Source organism: Saccharothrix obliqua (genome assembly GCF_019375475.1).
GTDB classification, from domain to species: domain Bacteria; phylum Actinomycetota; class Actinomycetes; order Mycobacteriales; family Pseudonocardiaceae; genus Actinosynnema; species Actinosynnema obliqua.
In genome coordinates this window covers 24,675-46,608 of sequence record NZ_JAHXGQ010000006.1, presented here as the reverse complement: position 1 = coordinate 46,608, position 21,934 = coordinate 24,675, and the positions used below count along the sequence as shown (strand labels likewise).

Sequence of the window (21,934 nt, the reverse complement as noted above, 5' to 3'; positions counted from 1 at the left end):
CTAACCCCCAGGTGGACGTCTGTTCCCACTACGACATGTGTGAAAGGCTTGCCGGCATTACTGGGTGTGACGTGTTGGCTGCGATTTCTGAAGGGACACCGCGCCATTCGACTCCTACGACCGCGGGGGGTGGGCTGAGCGTGCGGGATTGGCCACTGTGGACGTTGCGGAAGTCCGCCCTGGCCTACTGGCTGCTCGTCGACCTCCTCGCGCTCGCGGTGGTTGTGTACGTAATCGCTTCCTCGCCCCAGCCCGGTTCCGCCGAGATAGCCCGGTTCGGCGCCATCGCGGGCACGGCGGGCGCGGTGATCATCGGCAGCTCGATCTTCAGCCACCGGATCGGCGAGACCGAGCGCAACCCGTGGGCCGCCCACATGTGCTACCTCACGGCCGGCGTGGTCGCGCTGCCGTGCAACCTGCTGGTGCTGCTGCTGTTCGGTCCCGCCCTGCACGGCGTGCTGGCCCAGCGCCCGGAGTCGCACCGCTGGGTGTTCACCCTGTCCGCCACGGCGTTGTCGGTGTTCGCCGCCCGGTACCTGATCGGCTGGAGCGAGCCCGACCAGCAGTTGCCGGTGATGGTGTTCGGCGCGCTGGTCCTGCTGGTCGTGCGTGCCGTCCTGGTCTCGATCGGCCTGAAGCTGCGCAGCCCGCGTGCCGCCACCGAGGAGGTGGTGGGCGAGCCGATCGACGCCGTGCTGGGCATCGTCGCGGTGAGCATCGGCGGCCTGATGGGTTTCGCCGCGACCACCACACCCGTGCACGCCCTGATGGCCGCCGCGCCGATGGCGTTGCTGGAACGGGCCGCGCAACTGCCGCAGTGGCGGCGCTCCGCGCAGCGGGACGCGAAGACCGGCCTGGCGAACGCCGTGCACTGGGACGGCCGCGCGCGTTACGAACTGGCCAAGGCCCGGTCCCGCAACCGGCCGATGGCCGTGCTGCTGCTGGACCTGGACCACTTCAAGCGGGTCAACGACCGGATCGGCCACCTGGCGGGCGACGCGGCGCTGAGCGCGGTGGCCGTGCTGCTGTCCGGCACGGTCCGGCGGGGCGACCTGGTCGGCCGGTTCGGCGGCGAGGAGTTCGTGGTGCTGCTGCCCGACGCCGAACCCGCGGTCGCCCGGTCCGTGGCGCAACGCGTGCGGCACGCCGTGGAGGACCTGGCCGTGGCGACGGTCGGCACCGACGGCCGGGAGCACCTGCTGACCGGCCTGACCGTGAGCATCGGCGTGGCCACCACCCAGCGGTACGGCTACGAGCTGCCGGACCTGCTGGTGGCGGCGGACGCGGCGTTGCTCGCGGCCAAGGGCTACGGCCGCAACCTGGTCGAGATGGCCTGACTCACGCCCGCGCGAGCGCGTCGGCGAGCCGGGCGACCCCGTACTCGAACGCCCGCTCGACGTCGCCGCCCAGGTTGAACGCGCCCGCCAGCTCCATGCCGACGAAGCCGTGCGCCCAGGCCGTGATCGTCCGCGCCGCTTCGAGCGCATCGTCCGGCCCGGCCAGCGCGCCGGCGACGCGCAGCACGGCCGTCGCCGCGGTGGCGAGCGAGGTGACGGCGGGCCTGCTCGCCGCGGGACCCGCGAAGACCAGGTGGTAGCCGGCCGGGCGGCGGTGCGCGAACGCCCGGAACGCCCGGCACAACCCGGCGAGGTCGGTGCGGGCGTCGCCGCCGACGGCCACCGCGTCGAGCTGTTCGCCGAGTTCGCGGACGGTGGCCTCGGCGACCAGCCGGACGAGGTCGTCGCGGTTGCGCACCCGCTTGTAGAGCGACGGCGCGCGCACGCCGACGCGGACGGCGACGGCCTGCATGGTCAGGTTCGCGAGCCCTTCCTCCTCCGCGATGTCCTGTGCGGTCGCGACGATCTCCGCGAGCGAGGTCCGGTCGGGTGTGGGCATCCGTGCTCCTCCGGTCGGTGTCGCCCCCATCATAGCTATGGACAATAGCCATGATGGCTATGTACCGTAGCCATCAACACCGCGACGGGAGAAGGCCGCCATGAAGCTCGGGAACCACCTCCACCGCATCGGCAACGACATCGTGGCCGTTCACCTGATCGTCACCGACGAGGGCATCACCGTCGTCGACGCCGGGCTGCCCGGCCACTGGCGCGAGCTGACCGCCGAGCTGGCCGCCCTGGGCCGCTCCGTCCACGACATCCGCGGCGTCGTCCTCACCCACGGCGACACCGACCACCTCGGCTTCGCCGAACGCCTCCGCCGCGACCACGGCGTCCCGGCCTACGTCCACGCCGCCGACGCCGCCCGCGCGCGTGGCGAGACCAGGACGCAGCCCGCGTGGGGTCCCGTGAAGCTCGGCCCCACCGCCCGCTTCCTCGGGTACGCCGCGCGCAAGGGCGGCCTGCGCACGACCTACCTCACCGAGGTGGTCGAGATCGCCGACGGCGACGTCCTGGACCTGCCCGGCGCGCCCCGCGTCATCGGGATGCCCGGTCACTCACCCGGCAGCGTCGCCGTCCACGTGCCCGTCGCCGACGCGGTCTTCGTGGGCGACGCGCTCACCACCCGCCACATCCTCACCGGCGGTCGCGGGCCCCAGCCCGCCCCGTTCACCGACGACCCGGACGAGGCGCTGGCGTCCCTCGACCGGCTGGCCGACGTCCGGGCGACCCGGCTCGTCCCCGGCCACGGCGCGCCCTGGGAGGGCGGCGTCGAGGAGGCCGTCCGCCGGGTCAGCGCGGTCGCCGGTCGTCGTTGACGTCCGCCTCGCGGGTGCCGCCGGTGTCCGGCGGACCGGTCTCCTGCGGTTCGAGCACGTCCACGTCCTTCGGGCGCACGCTCCGGTCGGAGTCCGACAGCAGCGACCGGATGCCGGAGTTCAGCACCGCCAGCAGCGGCACGGACAGCAGCGCGCCCGCGATACCGCCCACCACCAGGCCCGCGGTGATCGCGAGCACCACGGCCAGCGGGTGCAGCTTCACCGCCCGCCCGAGCAGCAGCGGCTGGAGCACGTGGCTCTCCAGCTGCATCACGCCGATCAGGATGGCCAGCACGACCAGGGCCGCCACCGGTCCCTCGGCGACCAGCGCGACCAGCACCGACACCGCGCCGGTGATCACCGCGCCGACGATCGGGATGAACGCGCCCAGGAACACCAGCGCGGCCAGCGGCACCACCAGCGGCACGCCCACGATCCACAGGCCGATGCCGACGCCGACCGCGTCCACCACGGCCACCAGCGCCGTGGCCCGCACGTAGGACACCAGCGAGGCGAACCCGCGCCGACCGGCCACGTCCGCGCGCTCACGCACGTCCGGCGGCACCGCGCGCACCAGGAACCGCCAGATGCCGTCGCCGTCGTGCAGGAAGAAGATGAGCGTGAAGAGGGCCAGCAGCAGGCCGGTCAGCAGCTCGCCCACGGTCGCCGCCGTGGTGAGCGCGCTGGACGTGATCTCGGCCTGGTTGTCCTTGATCGTCTGGAGCACCCGGTCCAGGTACTGCTGCAACTGGAGGTCGCTGAGCTGGAGCGGCCCGTCGTGCAGCCACGCCCGGATGGTGTCCAGGCTCGCGCTGACCTGCTTCTGGAGTTCCGGCAGGCCGTTGGAGAACTCGGTGATGACGAACGTCAGCACCCCGCCCACCACGGCGAGGCCGCCGATCAGCACCAGCCCGGTCGCCAGCCCCCTGGGCACGCCGACCCGCGTCAGCTGCGCCACGGCGGGCGACAGCAGCGCGGCGAGCAGCAACGCCACACCCGCCGGGATCACCATGGTCGCCAGGTAACCGACCACCATGCCGACCACGTACAGCGCCGCGACCACGGCGACGAACCGCCAACTCAGCGCGGCGCTCACGCGCAGCAACCGCGGCACCCGTGCGTCCACGTCCGACTCGGTCCTTCTCACACGGATCACCGTAGCCCGATCACGGCGGGCGTATGCGTTGCTCAAGCGTGCCGAACATCGCGAAAACCGTGACGGCGAGTCGTCCGGGATGATCGGATCGGGTCGTGGTGGGTGCGGTCGAGGAACGAGTGCGCGCCGCGTACGCGACCGGGACGCGCGTCCGGTTCGACCCCGGTGCGCCGGAAGGTGCTCGCGCCGTGCGCGGCGAGGTGCTGTCCGCGTTGCTCGCCGAGCACGTGCCGGGCGCGGCGCTGCGGCTGGTCGGCGCGCACGTCACGGGGCTGTTCGCGGTCGAGGGCACGTGGGTCGACCACGTCGTGGACTTCCAGGACTGCACGTTCGAGGAAGCACCCGAGCTGGCGGTGGCGCGCCTGGTCGGGCTGCGGATGCGTGGCTGCCGGGTGCCCGGCCTGCGTGCGCGGAACCTGCGCGTCGGCAGCGACCTGGTGCTGGAGGGCGGTTTCACCAGCGACGGCGTGGTGGACCTCACGGACGCCACCGTCGACGGCACGCTGCGGCTGGCGGGCGCGGTCCTGCGCGGCGCCGGCGGCCACGCGCTGCTCGCCGCCCGCGTCCGGCTGTCCGGCTCGCTCCACGCCATCGCGTTGCGCGCGGACGGCGAGGTGCGGCTGCACGGCGCGGACGTCGGCGGTTCCGTGCACCTGGGCGGCGCGCGGCTGGTCAACGCGGGCCAGAACGCGCTCGACGGCTCGGGCGCGACCATCGCGGGCAACCTGTTCTGCGACGAGGAGGGCGGCCGGTTCACCGCCGAGGGCCGCGTCCTGCTGGACGGCGCGCGGGTCGGCGGCAACGTCGTGTTCTCCGGCGCGCGGCTGCGCACCAGCGCCGTGGACCGGCCGGTGCTGGTGATCCCGCGCGGCACCGCCGACGAGTCGGCCGCGCTGGTCGCGGACCGGCTGCGGGTCGAGGGCAACGTGGAGCTGGACGACGGGTTCACCTCCAACGGCACGGTCCGGCTGCCCAACGCGGAGATCGGCGGCTACCTGCGGCTGTCCGGCGCGGTGATCGGCCGGCGCGAGGTGGTGGACGACCTGGTGGCCCGCGAGGTCGTGGACCGCATCCCGGTCGCGTTGCACGCGGACGGCATCCAGGTGCGCGGCGACCTGGAGGCGCGGGGCGCGGTCGACGGCGGGTTCCGGGGCGACGGGGCGCGTGAGTCCGCGTTGCGCGCCTACGGGCAGGTGCGGTTGGTGGACGCGCACGTGCGCGGCAGTGCGAGCCTGTCGGGCGTTCAACTGCACGGGCCGGGCATCGACGTGCTGTTCGCCGACCGGCTGCGCGTCGGCGGCACGTTGTTCCTGCGCGACCTGCGGGCCAGGGGTTCGCTGCGGCTCCAGAACGCGGCGATCGGGTCGACGCTCGACTGCTCGGGCGCGTCCCTGCTGTCGCCGCGTCGCCGGCCCAACGGGACGGTGAAGCCGTCGTTGGACGCACGGGTCGTGACGGTCGGCAAGGACCTGTTGTGCAGCCACGGGTTCACGGCGGTCGGCGGGGTGCGCATCCTGCTGGCCGAGGTCGGGAAGAAGGCGACGTTCACCGGCGCGCGGCTGGGCGGGCCGGACAGCGGCATCGCGTTGAACGCGCAGGGGCTGACGGTGAGCCAGCTCGTGCTGCGGCCGGACGAGGACCACGTGCCGGTCGGCCGGGTCCAGTTGCGCCGGGTGCGTGCGACGGCGGTGCAGGACGGGCCGGGGCTGTGGGCGGCGACCGGTGGCGTGGACGTGGAGGACTTCACGTTCGGCTCGATCTCCTCTTCGCCGCCCGTGGACGTGCGCACGCGGCTGCGGTGGCTGCGCGAGGTGCAGCCGGACTTCGCGCCGGGGCCCTACGAGCAGCTCGCGAACGTGTACCGGGACGGTGGCGAGGAGGAGCTGGCGCAGCACGTGCAGCTGGAGAAGCAGCACCGGCGCTACTCGGAGCTGGGCCGGGCGGGTCGCGTGTGGGGCTTCCTCCAGCGCTGGACGGTGGGCTACGGCTACCGGCCGTGGCTCGCGATCGCCTGGCTGACGGCGTTCTGGCTGCTCGGCGCGCTGTGGTTCCTGGGCCACGAGATGCCGAAGCTCAACGACGACGAGTCGCCCACGTGGAACCCCTGGCTGCTCGCGGTCGACCTGCTGATCCCGATCGTCGACCTGGGCCAGGACGGCAAGTGGAAGTTCAGCGGCCCGTCGCAGTGGATCTCCAGCTCGCTGATCGCCGTCGGCTGGATCCTGGCGTCGACCGCGGCGGCCGGCGCGGCGCGGGTGCTGAAGCGGGTCTGAGCAGCGGGCGGCTACCCGTTGTCACGGCCGGCAACACGCTGTGTCGATCACACGATCCGGCGAACCCGCCGGCGAAGGGGTGCGCCCCGGGTCCGCACCCTGGCACGCTCGTCGGCGTCGGCTTGATCCTTTCCGATCCGCTGTGCCGGCACATCCCTAGGCGTTCAGGTGGAGGTACCAGTGCGGTCGTCGGCCGGTCGGCGAGCGGGTGCGGGGGTGAGCCGCGCGCAGCGGCTGCTCTCCCGCGCCCTGCTGGCCGCCGGCGGCGCGCTGGCTGGCACTGCCGCCGCCTGGGCGTTGTCCACGACCGCGGCCTCCGCGCAACCCGCCGACCACGACGTGATCGGCGTGGTCGGCGTGGTCGTTCGTGCCGTGGACGCCGCACCGGAGGTCGTCGCACCGGTCGGTGCGACCGTGCGCGACCTCGACGCCGCGTTGCACGCCCACCGGGCGGTCGACGCGACGCCACCCGACCTCGGCCACCACGTCGCGGGCGGTCTCCGCGACGCGGTCGCGCTCGGCCTGCCCGAACTCGACCTGGCCGACCTCCGCCCGATCGAACTCCACCCCGTCGCGACCCACCCCGTCGCGACGTCACCCGCCGGCCCGGTCCGCGCCACCTCCCCGGTGGCGCGGCCGGCCGGTGAAGCACCCGCCCAACCGACCGGGACCGCGGCCGTCGCGCCCCTCCCGGCCGGCCCGGTGGCGGCGGACCCGTTCGGCGAGTTCCGCCAGACCTGGGCGCCCGCTCCGGCGCAGCCGCTCGACGCACCGGGCGACGACGCCCAGCGCTCCCAGCCGGGGGACCCGGCCGCCCCGCCGCTCGCCCCGCTCGCGCCGCCCGGGGTGCCGGCGCACTGCGCGTGCGGCGGTGACGGACCCGGTTCCGCGAACGGTGGCAGCGGCCCGTCCACGGGCGTGTCCACCGACCACCACACCTCCGCCGTGGCCCGGGCCGTAGTGCCCCCCACCGGGCGGAACTCCGTGATGCCCGGCAAGCAGCCCGGCATCACCCCCGACTGACGCCAGCGCGCGGTCCACGACGGCCCACCGGCCGTCGGGTTGCTCGACCGTCGCGCTCTCGCGCACCGCTGCAACTCCGGTCGAGAAGCCGCGCACCACCAAGTCCCGGGTGGTCGCCACCCGACGCTGCGCAGGCGTCCCGACCACCCTCACCTCCCCTCGACGAGAGACACCGACGAAGGAGAACCCATGCAAACCTGGGCCAAGCGCGGATTCCAATCCGCACTTGTCACGGGTGGCCTGCTGATGCTCGGCACGGGCATCGCCTCAGCCCACGAGAACGTGAGCCCCGACGACCCGCCCTCACCGCTGGACGCGCGGGTGCGGGTGCCGATCGAGGTCGACGAGAACAACCTGGGCACCGCGGCGGGCAACCGCGACCTGCCCGAGGTGGACCGCGAGGTCGACACGGAGCAGGTCCGCGCCGCCGCCCCCGCCAACCCGCTGGTCCGCGCCACGCGCGACCGCCTCAACGGTGTCGACCACACGCAGCTCACCCGCGGCAACGCCGTCGACGTCGACCTGCTCGTCCCGGTCAAGGCGTGCGGCAACGCCGTCGCGGCGGGCGCGGACGCGCGTGCGGCGCAGGAGTGCGAGCAGATCACCGAGACCACCGGCGAGACCCGGACCGGCGGCGCGCACGGCACCCTCGGCGGCAACACGGCCGCCGTGCACGGCGCGGACCCGGTCCTGGTGTCCGGCAACGCGGTCGGGCTCCTCGCCGACGCGCAGACCAGGACCGCCGCGCGGCAGGAGACCCGGTCCGGCGGCGGTGTCGTCACCGACGGCTCGGACGGCGCGTTGTCCGGCAACGCCACCGCCGTCCAGCAGGCGCTGCCCACCCAGGTCGCCGACAACGGCGTCGCGGTGGGCGGCACCGCCGACAGCGGTTCCACCGCGCGCAGCACCGCCCGGTCCGGCGGCGCGCTCACCTCCGGCGGCGACCGCGGCTCCGGCAGCGGCAACGTCGCGGGCGTGCCGGTCGCGTCGTCCGCGGCCGTGCACGGCAACGCGGTCGGCGCGGCGGGCAACGCCGACACCGCCGCGGCCAACGAGGTCGAGTCGCGGGCGGGCGACGACGCGCCCGGCCGGTTCAACGCGCGCCGGTGGGTCGACACCAGCGGCGAGGACGGCACCGCGTCCGGCGCGGTGGTCGAACCCCAGGGCGCGGTGCCCGTGTCGGTGGCCGACAACGCCACCGGCGCGCTGGGCAACGCCGACACCACCGGCCGGTCCGAGTACCGCGCCACGGCCGGCGGGTCGTCACGCACCAGCGGCAACGACTCGGTGGCGGCGGGCGAGGTGGTGAACGCGCCGGCCGGCCTGCCGGTCGCGCTCAACGGCAACTCCGGATCCGCGCTCGGCAACACCGCCGCCCGCCACGCCAACCGCACCCGGTCCACCGCGGGCGGTGACGCGCTGACCCTCGGCGAGCGCTCGTCGTTGTCCGGCAACGCGGCCGACGCCCCATCGGCGGGCGCGGCCGACCTGTGCGGCAACGGGGTCACGGCGGGCGGCGTCGCGGACGGCGCGTGCGCCAACGACGTCGAGTCCGGCGCGGGCGGCTACACCGGCTCGCTCGGCAACGACGCCGTCGGCGCGGGCAACATCGCGAAGGCGCCGCTCGCCACGCCCGCGGAGGGCTTCGGCAACGGCGCGGGCGTCGTCGGCAACGCGTCCGGCCGCACCGCGGAGACCAAGCTCATCCGCTCGGGCGGCCCGGCCAACGCCAAGGACGACAACGGAACCGTGTCCAGCAACGTCGTCACCGCACCCACGGCGCTCGGCGGTCAGTTCTTCGGCAACGCGGGCGGCGCGGTCGCCAACCCCACCTCCACCGCCGACTCCGACACCAGGCTCGTCGCGGGCGGTCCCGCCCAGGCGACCGGCAAGCACGGCTCGCTCGCGGGCAACGTGGTGGAGGCGCCGACGTCGAACCCGGCCCAGGTCTTCGGCGTCACGGCGCTCGGCGCGGGCAACGGCTCGGCCACCGCGACGAGCGCGCTGGACTCCCGGGCCGGCGGTCCGGCCACCTCGACCGGCGAGGCGGGTTCGCTCGCGGGCAACGTGGCCTCCGTCCCCGAAGCCGGCGCGCCGCAGGTGTTCGGCAGCGCGGTCGGCGCGGGCGGCAACGCGCGCAGCACGGCCCGGAACCAGGTCCGCTCGCTCGCGGGCGGCGACGTGCACACCTCGGGCGACCGGGGTTCGCTGTCCGGCAACGGGGTGGCCGCGCAACCGGCCGTGCCGCTCCAGGCGTTCGGCGACACGGCGTCCGCCGCCGGCACCGGCGAGTCCACCGCCGTGAACAACACCGAACTGGTGTCCGGCGGCAACCACGCCACCAAGGGCTGGGCGTCGACCCTGTCCGGCAACCTGCTCACCGCACCAGTGGACGCCGAACCCGAGGCGTACGGCGACGCCGTGTCCGTGGTCGGCCACGCCACGTCCACCGCGGACAGCACCCACCACGCCCACTCGGGCGGCACCGCCACGCACACCGGAGTCCCCTTGGTAGACGCGCCCGCTGTCGCACCGGCACCGGCCGACGCGCCCGCTCCCCCGTCCGCGCGCACCGCCGCCACCCCCACCGCGGTCGACCCGTCCGGCGCCGTCGCCGCGGCAGCCACCACGGTCGCCGCGACCGCGGCTTCTCTCGCCACCGCCCTCGCCCAGGACCACCACGCCCTGCCGGTGCCCGACGGCATCAGCCTGGTGGACGTGCCGGCCGCGGTCGTCGGCGACGCCACCGCCCGCGCCGAGGAACCGGCCGGCGAGGACGGGGTGGAACCCGTGCGCAAGGTCGTCCGGGAGGGCATCCAGCTGCCGCCCATCGTCGACCACCACCTGCGGGCCACCGAGGTGCCGTTGCTGGCGAGCCTCGACCGGTTGCGCTCGTACGGCACGTTGGACCGCCTGTCCGACCTGGGCGTGCGGCGTGAGTACCTCGACCCGGTCGCGTTGCTCGACCCGGCGAACCTCGCCGAGGCACCGGCCGCGGTGGACCACACCCGGTACGTCGACCCGTCCCGCATGACCGACCCGTCCCGGCTGGTCGCGCCGCACCGCGCGCTCGACCCGGCGCACCGCGGCGAGCCCATCCGTTTCGTGGACACCGAGCAGGTGGTCGACACGTCACCGCTGATCGGCGAGCCGCGGGTGAGGGTCGTGCAGCCGCCCCGCGTGGCCGATCCCGCCCGCGTGGTCGACCCGGCCACCGCGGACCCGGAGCGCCTCACCGACCCGTCCACGATCGCCCGGCACGGCGGTCCGCTCGACCCGACCCGGGTGGTGGACCCGTCCCGGATCGCCGACCCGAGCCGGATGCCCGACCCGTCCCGCGTGGTGGACCCGTCCCGCGTGGTGGACCCGTCGCGCCTGGAGGACCCGTCCGACCTGGTCGACACCAGCTCCGTGGTCGACCCGTCCCGCCTGTCCGACCCGTCGCGCCTGGTCGACCCGTTCGAGGCGGTCGACCGGCTGCCCGTGCCCGACCTGGCCCGCACCGTGGACGCCCTCCAGGTGCCCGCCCCGTCGCAGCTGCTGAAGCAGGTGCCCGGTGCCCTCGCCGACACGACCGTGCTGCCGAAGATCCCCGGCGGGCCCACGGCGCGTGACCTGCCGACGCACTCGACGGCAGGCGGCGCGCCGACGGTCGAGTTCGTGATGCCGTCCGCGTTCCCGGGCAAGGCGCCGGAGTACGGCTCCATGAGCGGGATGCTCTCCGCTTCCGAGGTCCAGGGCCACGACCTGCGTCACGCCCTCCGGCCGGACCGCGCCGCGCGTCCCACCCGGGCACGTCACGAGGTCACCACCGCCTCGCACGCCGGCGGCTCGCACGTGAACGGCCGGCGGCACGACGGGGTCCGCCACCACGACCTGCCCCAGTACGACCTGCCGCAGTACGAGATCCCGTCGTACGCGACGCCCGACTACCCGTACCGACCGGGCGGCAGCACCCACCCGCACTACGAGTTCGACTTCCCCCAGCACGACGACCAGGACGAGTACACCCCCGAGCCCGCCGACCAGGACGCGTACACCCCCGAGCCCGCCGACCAGGCCACCCACCCCGAGCCCACCGCCGACGAAACCCCCACGGCGGTCCTGCCGACCACGCCCCCCAGGCCCCACGGCACCCAGGACCCGGTCACGCAGGCCGACTTCGACCTGCCCAGCGCGTCCCAGCTGCTCACCCCGCACGCGCCCGACCTGCCCCAGCACCCGGACGCCGACCTGCCGACGACCATCCTGCCCCCGCTGGACCTGACGTCCACCCGGCTACCCGCGGACCTGCCCCCGGCGGACCTTCCCGCGGCCGACCTGCACACGGCCGACCTGCCCACCGCGGTCATCCCCCGACACCACCCAACCGCCGAACTCCACACCACGCGCAACACCCGTGACCTGACGAACCTCTCCACCTTCTCCGCCGCAGCCCACCTCCCCACGCCACCCACTCCCACCAACTCGTCCACCCCCCAGCCCGCGCCGACCCCCCAGTCCGCGCCCACCACTCACACCTCGACCACCAGCCACCTCCCGGTAGCCGGCCAGGTACCCCTCGCCAACCACACCCCGTCGGCCACCCAGCCCGCGCCCGCCACCCGCACCTCGACCACCAGCCACCTCCCGGTAGCCGGCCACCTCCTGTCCGCCAACCACACGTCGCCCGCCACCCAGCCGGCGCCCGCCACCCACACTTCAACGACGAGCCACCTCCCGGTAGCCGGCCAGGTGCCGCTCGCCAACCACACGTCGCCCACCACCCAGTCCGCGCCCGCCACCCACACTTCGACCACGAGCCACCTCCCGGTGGCTGGCCAGGTACTGCCCTCCAACCACACCTCGTCCGCCACCCAGCCGGCGCCTGCCACCCAGCCCGCGCCCGCCACCCACACCTCGACCACCAGCCACCTCCCAGTAGCCGGCCACCTCCTGCCCACCGGTCACCGTTCGGGCCTCCCCAGCAACCCTCTGGTGCCAACCGGCGAACGCGCCCGCCACAACCTGCCCGTCCTCGGCAACACGGTCGGCCTCACCCCGGTGATCCAGGGCACCGAAAGCCTGAACCAACTCAGCCAACTCCTGCCGCTAGGCCAGCGCGCCCTGCCCAACCTGCCAATCGCATCCCCGATGGACCTGCCGTTCGTGCTCCCCGTGCCAGGCGTGGCCCAAAACCGAACCACCTCCACCCCCGCCGTAAGCACCCTCGGCTTCAACCCGCTGGACGGCATCACCCCCCTGACCACCATCGCCAGCACCAGGGCAGACCAGGCCCTAACCGCAACCGGTGCCCGGTCCGCCAGCACGGAAGACACCGTCGTCCTCCCACGCATCTGACCCACCCAACCCACCCACCCCAGAGCCCCCGGCACCCCCGCCGGGGGCTCTGCCCTTCCCCACGCCCCGCCCAACCCCCCTCGCCCAACCCCCCTCGCCCGCCCTTCCGCGCCCGCCTCCGCTCGCTGCGCTCGGCCTCTCCGCCCTCGCCCCCGGCGCTCCGCCCAACCGCCCCTTCCGCGCCCGCCCCTTCCGCTGCGCTCGCCCCGCTGCGCTCGCCCCTTCCGCGCCCGCCCCCGCTCACCCCACCCGCTGCGCTCGGCCTCTCTGCCCTCGGCCCCTCCCCGGCCCGCTCCGCCCAACCGCCCATTCCACGCCCGGCCCTTCCGCTGCGCTCGCCCCGCTGCGCTCGGCCCCTCCCCGGTCCGCTTCGCCGAACCACGCCCGCCTCTACCCGCCCGGCCCGGCCAACCCGCCCAGCTCCAGCAGCCCGGCCCACCCCCGTTCCGCCCCGCCCTCCCCCTGGAACCCGGCGCGCCCCGGCCAGCTCCCCTTCGCCCCGCCCTGGCCGCCCTGCCTAGGCCCGGCTTGCTCCGGCCCGTCCGGCCGCCCCCCTGCGGCGCGCTGACCTGCTCCCTCCGCGCCTGTCCGCTCCGCCCAACCACGCCCACCTCAACCCGCCCACCCCGGCCAACCGGCCCCAGCCCCCTCCGCTCCGGCCCGCCCCCCAACCCGGCGCACCCCGGCTGCCCCCTTCCCCCTTGCTGCCCTCCGCCCCCGCCCGGCCACCCCTCCGCGGCGCGCCGGTCTGCCCCCTCCACCCCGCCCACTCCGCCCCGCGCCTGTCCCTCGGCCTTGCCCGCCCAGTTCCAGCCGACTCGGCCCCAACTCACCCGACCCCAACCCATTCCGCCCCGCCCGCTCGGCCCTTCACCCCAAGCCTCCTCCGCGCGGCCTCCGCCTCCGTGCTCCGCGCCGGCCATTGCGCTCCGCCCCTGCCTGCCCCCGGGCCAGGCCCACTCCGCGCCACCCAGCCCACTCCGCTCCGGCCCGCGTTTCCCCAGCCCGGTCCCTCCGCGGCACCCCCTGCCAGCCCCCTCAGGCCCTGGCCGCCCCGGCCAGCCTGCTCCGGCCCGCTCCGCCAACCCGCTCCGCCCAGCTCCAGCCGGCTCGGTCCCGTTCCGCCCGGCCCCAACTGATTCCGCTCCGGCCCGCCCCGCCTGCCCCTGCCTGCGCCCCCTCGCCCGGCCCAGCCCGCTCCGCCCTGCCATCCGCGGCGCGCCCGGCCGGTCGCCCCGCCCGGCTCGCCCGGCTTCAGCTCACCCGCACCCATTCCTGATCTCCCGCCCCACAGCCAGCCCCCGGCCGCGACCTCCCGGCTCAAGGCCACGCCCCCGCAACAACAAAGGCCCCGGCGACGTGGTCGCCGGGGCCGTGGGTGGTGTGGTCAGGCCGTCCTGAGGTGGGCCCGTGCGGTGGTGATGTGCACGACCGCACTACCAGCACGCGTGTCGGGGTCGACCGGTCGGACCGGCGGGTCGAGCGGGTCCACCAGGTCCTTGGCGGCGACCCAGAGGGGACGCCACTCGGTGTCCACCGTCTGCTTGTCGATGCCGAAGCCCAAGCGCAGCAACGCGTCGACGACCCGCCACGCGGGCAGGACCTTGCCGCTCAACGCCCGTTGCACGGTGCTGGGCGAGGCGGCGTGGTTGGTACGTCGGGACAGGTCTCGCAAGGACAGCTCACCGGCGTCGCGGCGGGCCCGGCGCAGCCGGTAACCCAAATCCTCGATCGCGGCCGCGGCCTCCGGGGTCTCGTGGGACATGGAGATCTCCTTCCTGCGTGGACGCCCAGGCGGGCGTCCACGCGAGGTGGTCACGCGGCTCAGGCCGTTGCCGGGCCGAGCGCCGGGTTACCACCGGCGCCGCCGGCGCCAGGAGTGTTGCCGAAGATGCGCACCGCGACCTCGGCCGCGACCATGGCCATCAAGCCGGATGCCGTGGCGGCGTCGTCGAGCGAGTAGCCGTGCAGCACCAGCGGGATGAACAGGGACGGCGCGAGAACGCCGGTGATCCACAGGAAACAAACCCAGTAGGGGCTCACCTGCCTCACCTCCTTCCTTCTGTAGCGGCTTGGACGCGGGACTTGTCGAGGCCCACGGAGCACCCACGACTGCCAGATCGGGGGGTGCTCGGAGAAAGCATACGACAGTTCAATCGAACGTGTGTAACACCATCAGGGGCGTAGACGACGGTCTAAGGGAAATCTCAGGGTTACCGGAATTAACGAGCATTACTCGGTTACCCGGCAACCGCCCACTCGGGCAGTCCGTTGCCGCAATTGCCACGTACTTGCAATGCGAGCATTCCACACGGCTTGAGCCTCGGGGACGCGGCGGGAATGTGAACCTCCATCGCATGTCCCACAAACGCACCCACAAGCGAATGGCGCAAAACAGATGGGAAAGCGAAAGGCCCCCCGCTGGCACAGGGGGCCTTTCTTGGGATCCCGACGCCCGCGTCCAAGCCGATTACAGGAGGAGGCTCCGGGAAATCTCGGGGTCATCGGCGACGGTGTGGCCACATCGCACGACCAGGCGCGGTCGTTGTCACGCGCGAAAACCGAGACAGCAGAGGGGGATGAAATTAGCACGCCACGCCGGTGGCGCGATCACGCGGAAACGCTTCCCACGCGCACCCGGTGCCCGGGGCTCGCGAACACCCGGCCGGATACGACGAAAGTCACCTCACCAGTGTAGCCAGTCTCTGGTCAGGTGACTGCCTGGAGCGTCTGTGAACTGCGCAGATGGGGTGGCGACCACGCCCGGACCGGTCGGCTACCACCACCGGCCGCCGCCCCGGCGGACCCGCCCGCGGGCACGGCGCTGGCGCACCGCGACGCGTGTCGCGCGAGCCGCCACCGGACCACGAAAACGGCCGCACCCGTCGCCGGCGGGACGGGAAAGGGTAATAGCGCGTCACCATTGGCGACCGAAGTTGCTGGACGTGACATCGCCGGACTCCTTCCCCTGGGCACAGCGGTGGCTTTTAGGCCGCTCCCCCCGGCTGACGCGACGGGGTCGGGCTCCACCTTGGGCTGAACCGCGACGGCCCACAACCACGCGCACGGGTTTGACACAGCATGACACGGCTTGCGACGCCTTGACACGAAAAAACGCGTACTCCCGACCCGGTAGTCCACAAGAGATGTCACGCGCTCCCGCGCCCGCATACTGCGGTCCAGCCGCTCCCGAATCGGCTGGCGGTCGCTGAACCGCGTCCGACGCGCGTGCGGGTTCGCGCATCACCTGAAGTCGGGAACATGATCCCCGAAATTCGCGCCTGATGCTTCCGGCGCATAGTTCGCGTGAGCCGTTGTGCCCGGCGCGACTGCCGCCAAAAGTATTTCCTCGGAATGTTCAGCGGTCCGGGGTCAGGTCGCAGACGGGCGCCTTTTGCCGCAGCCGCTCCTCCACGTAAGCGATGACGGAGTGGGGTGACGCGGCACCGTCGCTCGTCACCCAGCACGCACGCACCCCGGGCCGCACCCGACGGCCGGCGATGCGCACCCCCCGCCCGGCCAACTCCCGCACCCGCGCCGCAAGCGCCTCACCGCTGCCGTTCGGGTGCTCGGCCACCACGGCGAACTCGTCCCCGCCGTACCGCGCCACCGTGTAGTCCTCCCGCAACCCCGCACGCAGGCGGCTCGCGATGACGGTCAGCAACTCATCACCGCGCTCGAACCCGTGCTCCCGGTTCACCGCCGCGAGCTGGCGCACGTCGGCCAGCACGAGCGAAGCGAGCGTCCCGTGCGTCCGCGCCCGCACCAACGCCTGGTCGAGCCGGTCCAGCAGCAGCGCCCGCCCCGGCAACCCGGTCAACGCGTCCAGCATCCGCGCCGAGTTCGGCACGTCCGCCTGCACGGGCCGCAGCACCAGCAGCACCTGCCCGCGCGGCTCCAGCGGCTGGTACTCGGCCCACACCTTCGCGTGCGGCAGGACCATGGGTATCACCAGGGGCGCCCTGGTGCGCAGCACCTGCTCGGCCAGCTCGGCGCAGGTGGGCAGCGGCGCGCCGGAGGGGTCGCGTGCCTCGGGCCGCGGGTGGCCGGGCAGCACGCCCATCAACGCGCAGGCGGCCCGGTTGCCCGCGAGGACGGCGCCGGAGCCGTCCAGCAGCAGCACCCCGTACGGCAGCCCGGACACGAGTTCGTCCCACACGGCACTGCTCTGCACGGTGCTCATAGGACTCGTGCCCTCCGCCGGATGGAGCCTGTCCGTCAAGAGCATCCCCACAGGTCGCGGGCATTTCAATAGCCCCAACACCACCCGGTACGGTGATCTTTGGTCACCGTTGTAACGCACCGACCAGGTCGTGGAAGTCCTCTTCGGACACGATCGGCACCCGGTACGCCCGCGCCCGCCGCGCCTTGCCGGACAGCGTGAACGGGTCGGCCGCCACCAGCACCCGCGTCGACCGGGTCACCCACCCCTGGCTGACCAGCCCCGCCGCGTGCGCCCGCGACTCCCACACGTCCCTCGGCTCCGCCATCTGCCCGGTGAACACGACGACGTCACCGGGCCGCAACGCGACGTCCGGCCGCTCGGCGGCGACCACCGCGTGCCCGCGCCGCACCTCCGGCACGTCGTCGCCCGCCACCCGCGGCCACGGCACCAGCGGACCGGTCAACGGCCCGTGCCGCAGGTAGTGGGCGAGCAGTTGCCCGGTGGCGCGGGCGTCGTGCAACGCGGAGTGCGCGTCGGCCAGGTCGATGCCGGCGGCGGCGCAGCACGCTCGCAGGGAACGGCCCGCGCCGGGCAGGAACCGGGGCGCGAGCAGCATCGTGCACAGGCCGTCCAACGCGACGTCCACGCCGAGCCGGGCGAACTCGGCCGCCAGGAACCGGGCGTCGAACGCGAGGTTGTGCGCCACCAGCACCCGTCCCGCGAGCCGCCGCGCCAACGCGCCCGCCACCCCCGCGAACGTCGGCGCGTCCCACACGTCGGCGGCGCTGATCCGGTGCACGTGCCGCGGACCCAGGTCGCGGCCCGGGTTCAGCAGCGTGCACCACTCGCCGGTGCGCCGCCCGGCCGCGTCCAGCTCCACCACCGCGACCTCGACCACGCGGTCCGCGCGCCCCGCCGCGAACCCGGTCGTCTCCACGTCGACCACGGCATACCCCATGATCGGCCAACCCTACCGAGCAAGGTCATCGGCGCAGCGCCCGGAGCGTCAGGTCCACCAGCGTGTCGGAGAACGACCCGCTCAACGGCCCGGTCCGCAGCAACCACCGCTGGTACACGGGCGCCAGCAACAACTCCGCCGCGGCGGGCACGTCCACGTCGGCGCGGATGTCACCGTCCCGCCGCGCCGCCGCCAACCGCTGCTCCAGCACGACCCGCCGGGGCGCGAGCAGCAACGCCACCAGGTCCGTCCGCGCCTCGTGCACCAGCACCCGGCACACCTGGTCGAACCGCCGCCGCGCCAACTCGTCCACCGCGGCGCGCAACTCGGCCTTGAGGTCGTCGCCCAACTCGCCCCACGGCCGCACCACCCGCCCCGAAGCCTCCAGCTCCACCAGCGCGTCGAACAGCAGCGCCCCCTTCGACGACCACCACCGGTAGATCGTCTGCTTGCCCACCCGCGCCCGCGCCGCCACCGACTCGATGGTCAGCTTCGCGTACCCGACCGACTCCACCAGCTCCAGGGCCGCGACGAGGATGGCCTGCCGGGACCGGTCGCTGCGCCGCGCCGGGTCGGGTGCCATCCCTTGATCGTATGCAAGGTTGTCCGGACGTTCACCCGATGCCGCCGGGGCCGTGCCGGCCGGGGGTCGGACGACTCGGCGGTGGTCCACTCGGGGGCAACCACACGTCCACTGTTCGGAAAAGTGCTGTATATCGGGCGGGTCTCAGTGATGATTAGTGTTGCAGTAACCTAACCGGCGCTCAGCACTTTTCGGTGACCGTCGTGCATGTGGTCGCCGACACTATCTTGAGGGGTTCGAGATGAACGAGAAGCGCAAGGCCGTGGTCCTGCTCAGCGGAGGGCTGGACTCGGCCACCGTTCTCGCCATCGCGCGCGCGGAGGGCTACGAGCCGCACGCCCTCAGCTTCCGGTACGGGCAGCGTCACGACGTCGAACTCCAGGCCGCCAAGCGGGTCGCCGAGGCCATCGGTGTCGACGGCCACGTCATTGCCGAGATCGATCTCCGCGTGTTCGGCGGTTCGGCGCTGACCGCGGACATCGACGTGCCCCACTACGAGAGCGCCGACGAGGTCGGTTCGGGCGAAGCACCCATCACCTACGTGCCGGCTCGGAACACCGTGTTCCTGTCGTTCGCCCTGGCTTACGCCGAAACACTCGGTGCGAGCGACATCTTCATCGGGGTGAGCGCGGTCGACTACAGCGGCTACCCGGACTGCCGCCCGGAGTTCATCGAAGCGTTCCAGAACCTCGCCAGGGTCGCCACGAAGGCCGCCGTCGACGGCACCATGGACCTGCGCGTCCACGCTCCCCTGATCGAGTTGTCCAAGGCGCAGACGATCCAGCGTGGTCTCGACCTCGGTGTGGACTACTCCCTGACCCACAGCTGCTACGACCCGAGCCCGGAGGGGCGGGCGTGCGGGACGTGCGACTCGTGCCTGCTCCGGGGCCGGGGTTTCGCGGAACTCGGGTTGACCGACCCCGCACTCGCCGCTCCCACCCGGCTCTCCTGATGGCCTACCAGGTCAAGGAAATCTTCTACACGTTGCAGGGCGAGGGAACGCACGCCGGCCGGCCGGCCGTCTTCTGCCGCTTCGCGGGCTGCAACCTCTGGAACGGCCGCGAGTCCGGACGAAGCAAGGCGATCTGCACCTTTTGCGACACGGATTTCGTCGGCACGGACGGTCCCGGCGGTGGGAAGTTCGCCACGGCGGATGATCTCGTGACGCGGATCGCGGACACGTGGCAGGGCGCTGCGGCCGACCGCGCCCGGCCGTTCGTCGTGTGCACCGGGGGTGAACCGCTGATGCAGGTGGACACCCCGCTGGTCGATGCTCTGCACGGAGCCGGTTTCGAGATCGCGGTGGAGACCAACGGCACCAAGCCCGCGCCACCCGGACTGGACTGGATCTGCGTCAGCCCCAAGGCGGGCGCCGATCTGGTGCTCACCTCCGGTGACGAGTTGAAGCTGGTGTTCCCCCAGGTGGGGGCCGAGCCGAAGCGGTTCGAGCACCTGGACTTCGACCGCCTGCTGCTGCAACCGATGGACAGCGCGGACCGGGATGAGAACACCCGGCTGGCGGTCGAGTATTGCCTGGCCAACCCCCAGTGGAGCCTCAGCCTGCAAACCCACAAGTACCTCGGGATCCGGTGATGGAGATCTTCCGCGAGTTCACGTTCGAAGCCGCGCACCGGCTGCCGAACGTCCCTGAAGGGCACAAGTGCGCCCGCCTCCACGGGCACTCCTACCGGGTGCAGGTGCACGTCAGCGGTCCGGTCGGTGACGACACCGGCTGGGTCATGGACTTCGGTGACGTGAAGGCCGCCTTCAAGCCGTTGGAGGAGCAACTCGACCACCACTACCTCAACGAGGTCCCCGGTCTGGAGAACCCGACGAGCGAGGTGCTGGCCCGCTGGATCTGGGACCGGCTCGCCGAGCGGTTGCCGCTGTCCGCCGTCCAGGTGCGCGAGACCTGCACGTCCGGCTGCGTGTACCGGGGAGAGGAGTCGTGACGCTGGACGACGTCCAGTCCCGACCGGATCTCCGGGGTATCGCGATCGACGAGGCCGGGGTGAGCGGTCTGCGCTACCCGGTGGTCGTGCGTGACCGCAGGGGCATCGCGCAGTCGACCGTCGGGACCTTCGCGGTGTCGGTCTCGGTGCCGGAAACGGTGAAGGGCACTCACATGAGCAGGTTCGTGGAGATCGTCCACGAACACGCGCAGGACATCGGGGCGGCCACGATGGCGTCCCTCGTCGACGAGGTGCGGACGCGACTCGATGCCTCCCGGGCACACGTCTCGGTGAGCGCGACGTACTTCCGCGAACGCCTGGCCCCGGCGACCGGAGCCCGCGCACTGCTCGGGTGCGACGTGGTGTGGTCGGCGACCTGCGACGGCGACGAGAGCCGGGTCGAACTCGGCGTGGACGTCCCGGTCACGAGCCTTTGCCCGTGCAGCAAGGAGATCAGCGACTACGGCGCCCACAACCAGCGCGGGCACGTGATCGTCCGGGCGCGACAGGCAGCGGCGGCGGAGCGGTTGTGGGTCGAGGACCTGATCGACGTCGCGGAGTCCGTCGGTTCCGCACCGGTGTACCCGCTCCTCAAACGACCTGATGAGCGGTACGTCACCATGCAGGCTTACGACAACCCGGTCTTCGTCGAGGACATGGCACGTGACGTGGCGCAGGAGTTGCGCAAGGATTCCCGGGTGGAATCGTTCCAGGTTCGAGTTGTCAACGATGAGAGCATTCACGACCACGCGGCGTTCGCCTCGATCTCCTGGCCCGCGCAGGCCGGTGTCGGGCTCGTCCGGTGGGACGGTCGATGATCCCGCTTCCTCTCGGTGTGCCCACCGAGCGGCGCGTCAACGTGATCGTCACCTGCGCCAACCGCAAACTCCGCCCGGTGCCTGACGAGTTGCGCTTGGGCAGCTTCGCCCGGACGTCGGTCGCTGATCGGCTGGAGCGCTGGGTCTCGGCGTTGGAACGGCATTCGACCGCGTCCTGCCCCGCGGACCTGCTCTACGGGGGTGAGCACTGGCAGGTGGCCCGAACCCTGGGTGCGCAAGTGGAGGTGTCCGGGTGGGATGCCCGCACTTGGGTGTGTTCCGCGGGCTACGGTCTGGTCCCGGTCGGCGCGCCGTTGAAGCCCTATGGCGCGACATTCGCGACGGCGCATGAGGATTCCGTGGGTGAAACGGCCGCGGAGACACGCAGTTGGTGGGAAGCGCTGACCGGGTGGGACGGTCCGGCCGCCGGACCGAGATCGTTGGAGGCCCTGGCGGGGGAAGCCCGCGACGCCGCGTTCGTCGTGGTGCTGTCGCCGAGTTACCTCCGGGCTTGCGCCGATGACCTGCTCCGTGCGATCGGGGTAATGGAATCACCGGATCGGCTGTCCATCGTGTCGATCGGCGGGACACCGCCGCGCGAGCTGCGGGAGTTCGTGCTGCCCGGCGACGCCCACCTCCAGACCGTGCTGGGCGGGAGCCTCGGCGCGCTCAACGTCCGGGTGGCGCAGCGGCTGCTGCGCATGTCCGCCGACTCGGCGATGGATCGCGCGACGTTGGCCGAGCACGTCGCCGCGCTGGCGAGTTCCGGTGGTGTGCGGGAAATCCCGCGTCGGCAGCCGATGAGTGATGACGACGTGCGGAAGTTCATCATGGAGAACCTGTCCGAACGCAGCACGCACACCTCGTTGTTGCGCAAGCTTCGCGATTCCGGACTCGCGTGTGAGCAGAAGCGCTTCGCGCGGTTGTTCGCGGCGACGGTGGGCGGCTGA

Annotated in this window: 17 protein-coding genes; 10 read left to right on the top strand and 7 right to left on the bottom strand. The window is 73.1% G+C overall.

The annotated features are described in order from the left end of the window. The first annotated feature begins 140 nt into the window (after positions 1 to 140). Positions 141 to 1,337: a GGDEF domain-containing protein gene (locus KZQ38_RS19715; protein ID WP_219443609.1), complete on the top strand. Its 1,197-nt coding sequence runs from the start codon at positions 141 to 143 to the stop codon at positions 1,335 to 1,337. Between the two features lies 1 nt (position 1,338). Here the strand turns inward: KZQ38_RS19715 and KZQ38_RS19710 are convergent, their stop codons facing one another. Then, positions 1,339 to 1,896, bottom strand: coding sequence for a TetR/AcrR family transcriptional regulator (locus KZQ38_RS19710; RefSeq protein WP_219443608.1), 558 nt, complete (start codon positions 1,894 to 1,896; stop codon positions 1,339 to 1,341). 100 nt (positions 1,897 to 1,996) lie between these two features. Between KZQ38_RS19710 and KZQ38_RS19705 the strand changes: the two genes are divergently transcribed. Continuing rightward, positions 1,997 to 2,716, top strand: a complete 720-nt coding sequence (locus KZQ38_RS19705) for an MBL fold metallo-hydrolase (RefSeq protein ID WP_219443607.1) — start codon at positions 1,997 to 1,999, stop codon at positions 2,714 to 2,716. On the opposite strand, the gene KZQ38_RS19700 is transcribed toward KZQ38_RS19705, so the two are convergent. After that, positions 2,691 to 3,863, bottom strand: a complete 1,173-nt coding sequence (locus tag KZQ38_RS19700) for an AI-2E family transporter (RefSeq protein WP_219443606.1) — start codon at positions 3,861 to 3,863, stop codon at positions 2,691 to 2,693. The two genes, KZQ38_RS19705 and KZQ38_RS19700, sit on opposite strands and share 26 nt — an antisense overlap. A 104-nt stretch (positions 3,864 to 3,967) precedes the next feature. Here KZQ38_RS19700 and KZQ38_RS19695 point away from each other — a divergent pair, with 104 nt between their 5' ends. From KZQ38_RS19695 to KZQ38_RS19685, 3 genes are all read left to right on the top strand, one after another. Further along, entirely contained in the window at positions 3,968 to 6,145 is a 2,178-nt protein-coding gene (locus KZQ38_RS19695; RefSeq protein ID WP_257901807.1) for a translocation/assembly module TamB domain-containing protein, read from the top strand. 216 nt (positions 6,146 to 6,361) lie between these two features. Then, entirely contained in the window at positions 6,362 to 7,168 is an 807-nt protein-coding gene (locus KZQ38_RS19690; RefSeq protein ID WP_219443605.1) for a hypothetical protein, read from the top strand. 189 nt (positions 7,169 to 7,357) lie between these two features. Continuing rightward, entirely contained in the window at positions 7,358 to 12,508 is a 5,151-nt protein-coding gene (locus tag KZQ38_RS19685) for an autotransporter outer membrane beta-barrel domain-containing protein (protein ID WP_219443604.1), read from the top strand. Between the two features lie 1,387 nt (positions 12,509 to 13,895). On the opposite strand, the gene KZQ38_RS19680 is transcribed toward KZQ38_RS19685, so the two are convergent. From KZQ38_RS19680 to KZQ38_RS19660, 5 genes are all read right to left on the bottom strand, one after another. Continuing rightward, positions 13,896 to 14,273 carry a helix-turn-helix domain-containing protein gene (locus KZQ38_RS19680; protein ID WP_219443603.1) on the bottom strand — a complete coding sequence of 126 codons (378 nt, stop codon included), beginning with the start codon at positions 14,271 to 14,273 and terminating at the stop codon, positions 13,896 to 13,898. A 59-nt stretch (positions 14,274 to 14,332) separates the two neighbouring features. Next, on the bottom strand, positions 14,333 to 14,551 hold the full coding sequence (locus KZQ38_RS19675; RefSeq protein ID WP_219443602.1) for a hypothetical protein: 219 nt from the start codon (positions 14,549 to 14,551) through the stop codon (positions 14,333 to 14,335). Positions 14,552 to 15,866: 1,315 nt separating this feature from the next. After that, a complete protein-coding gene (locus KZQ38_RS19670) occupies positions 15,867 to 16,691 on the bottom strand; it encodes a sensor domain-containing diguanylate cyclase (RefSeq protein ID WP_219443601.1) in 825 nt (274 codons plus the stop codon). Between the two features lie 103 nt (positions 16,692 to 16,794). Next, positions 16,795 to 17,631, bottom strand: a complete 837-nt coding sequence (locus tag KZQ38_RS19665; RefSeq protein WP_219443600.1) for an exonuclease domain-containing protein — start codon at positions 17,629 to 17,631, stop codon at positions 16,795 to 16,797. 25 nt (positions 17,632 to 17,656) lie between these two features. Beyond that, positions 17,657 to 18,214 (bottom strand): TetR/AcrR family transcriptional regulator, encoded by a 558-nt coding sequence (locus tag KZQ38_RS19660; protein ID WP_219443599.1) that lies wholly within the window; start codon positions 18,212 to 18,214, stop codon positions 17,657 to 17,659. Between the two features lie 241 nt (positions 18,215 to 18,455). On the opposite strand from KZQ38_RS19660, the gene queC reads away from it, so the two are divergent. The 5 genes from queC to KZQ38_RS19635 are packed head-to-tail and all read left to right on the top strand — an operon-like array spanning position 18,456 to position 21,934. Further along, positions 18,456 to 19,166 (top strand): 7-cyano-7-deazaguanine synthase QueC, encoded by a 711-nt coding sequence (queC, locus tag KZQ38_RS19655; RefSeq protein WP_219443598.1) that lies wholly within the window; start codon positions 18,456 to 18,458, stop codon positions 19,164 to 19,166. Then, entirely contained in the window at positions 19,166 to 19,807 is a 642-nt protein-coding gene (gene queE / locus KZQ38_RS19650; protein ID WP_219443597.1) for a 7-carboxy-7-deazaguanine synthase, read from the top strand. Before queC ends, queE begins: the two co-directional genes overlap by 1 nt. Beyond that, positions 19,807 to 20,166, top strand: coding sequence for a 6-carboxytetrahydropterin synthase QueD (gene queD / locus KZQ38_RS19645; protein WP_219443596.1), 360 nt, complete (start codon positions 19,807 to 19,809; stop codon positions 20,164 to 20,166). The genes queE and queD overlap by 1 nt, the downstream gene beginning before the upstream one ends. Further along, positions 20,163 to 20,984 carry a GTP cyclohydrolase FolE2 gene (gene folE2 / locus KZQ38_RS19640; protein WP_219443595.1) on the top strand — a complete coding sequence of 274 codons (822 nt, stop codon included), beginning with the start codon at positions 20,163 to 20,165 and terminating at the stop codon, positions 20,982 to 20,984. The genes queD and folE2 overlap by 4 nt, the downstream gene beginning before the upstream one ends. Next, positions 20,981 to 21,934 (top strand): hypothetical protein, encoded by a 954-nt coding sequence (locus KZQ38_RS19635; protein WP_219443594.1) that lies wholly within the window; start codon positions 20,981 to 20,983, stop codon positions 21,932 to 21,934. The genes folE2 and KZQ38_RS19635 overlap by 4 nt, the downstream gene beginning before the upstream one ends.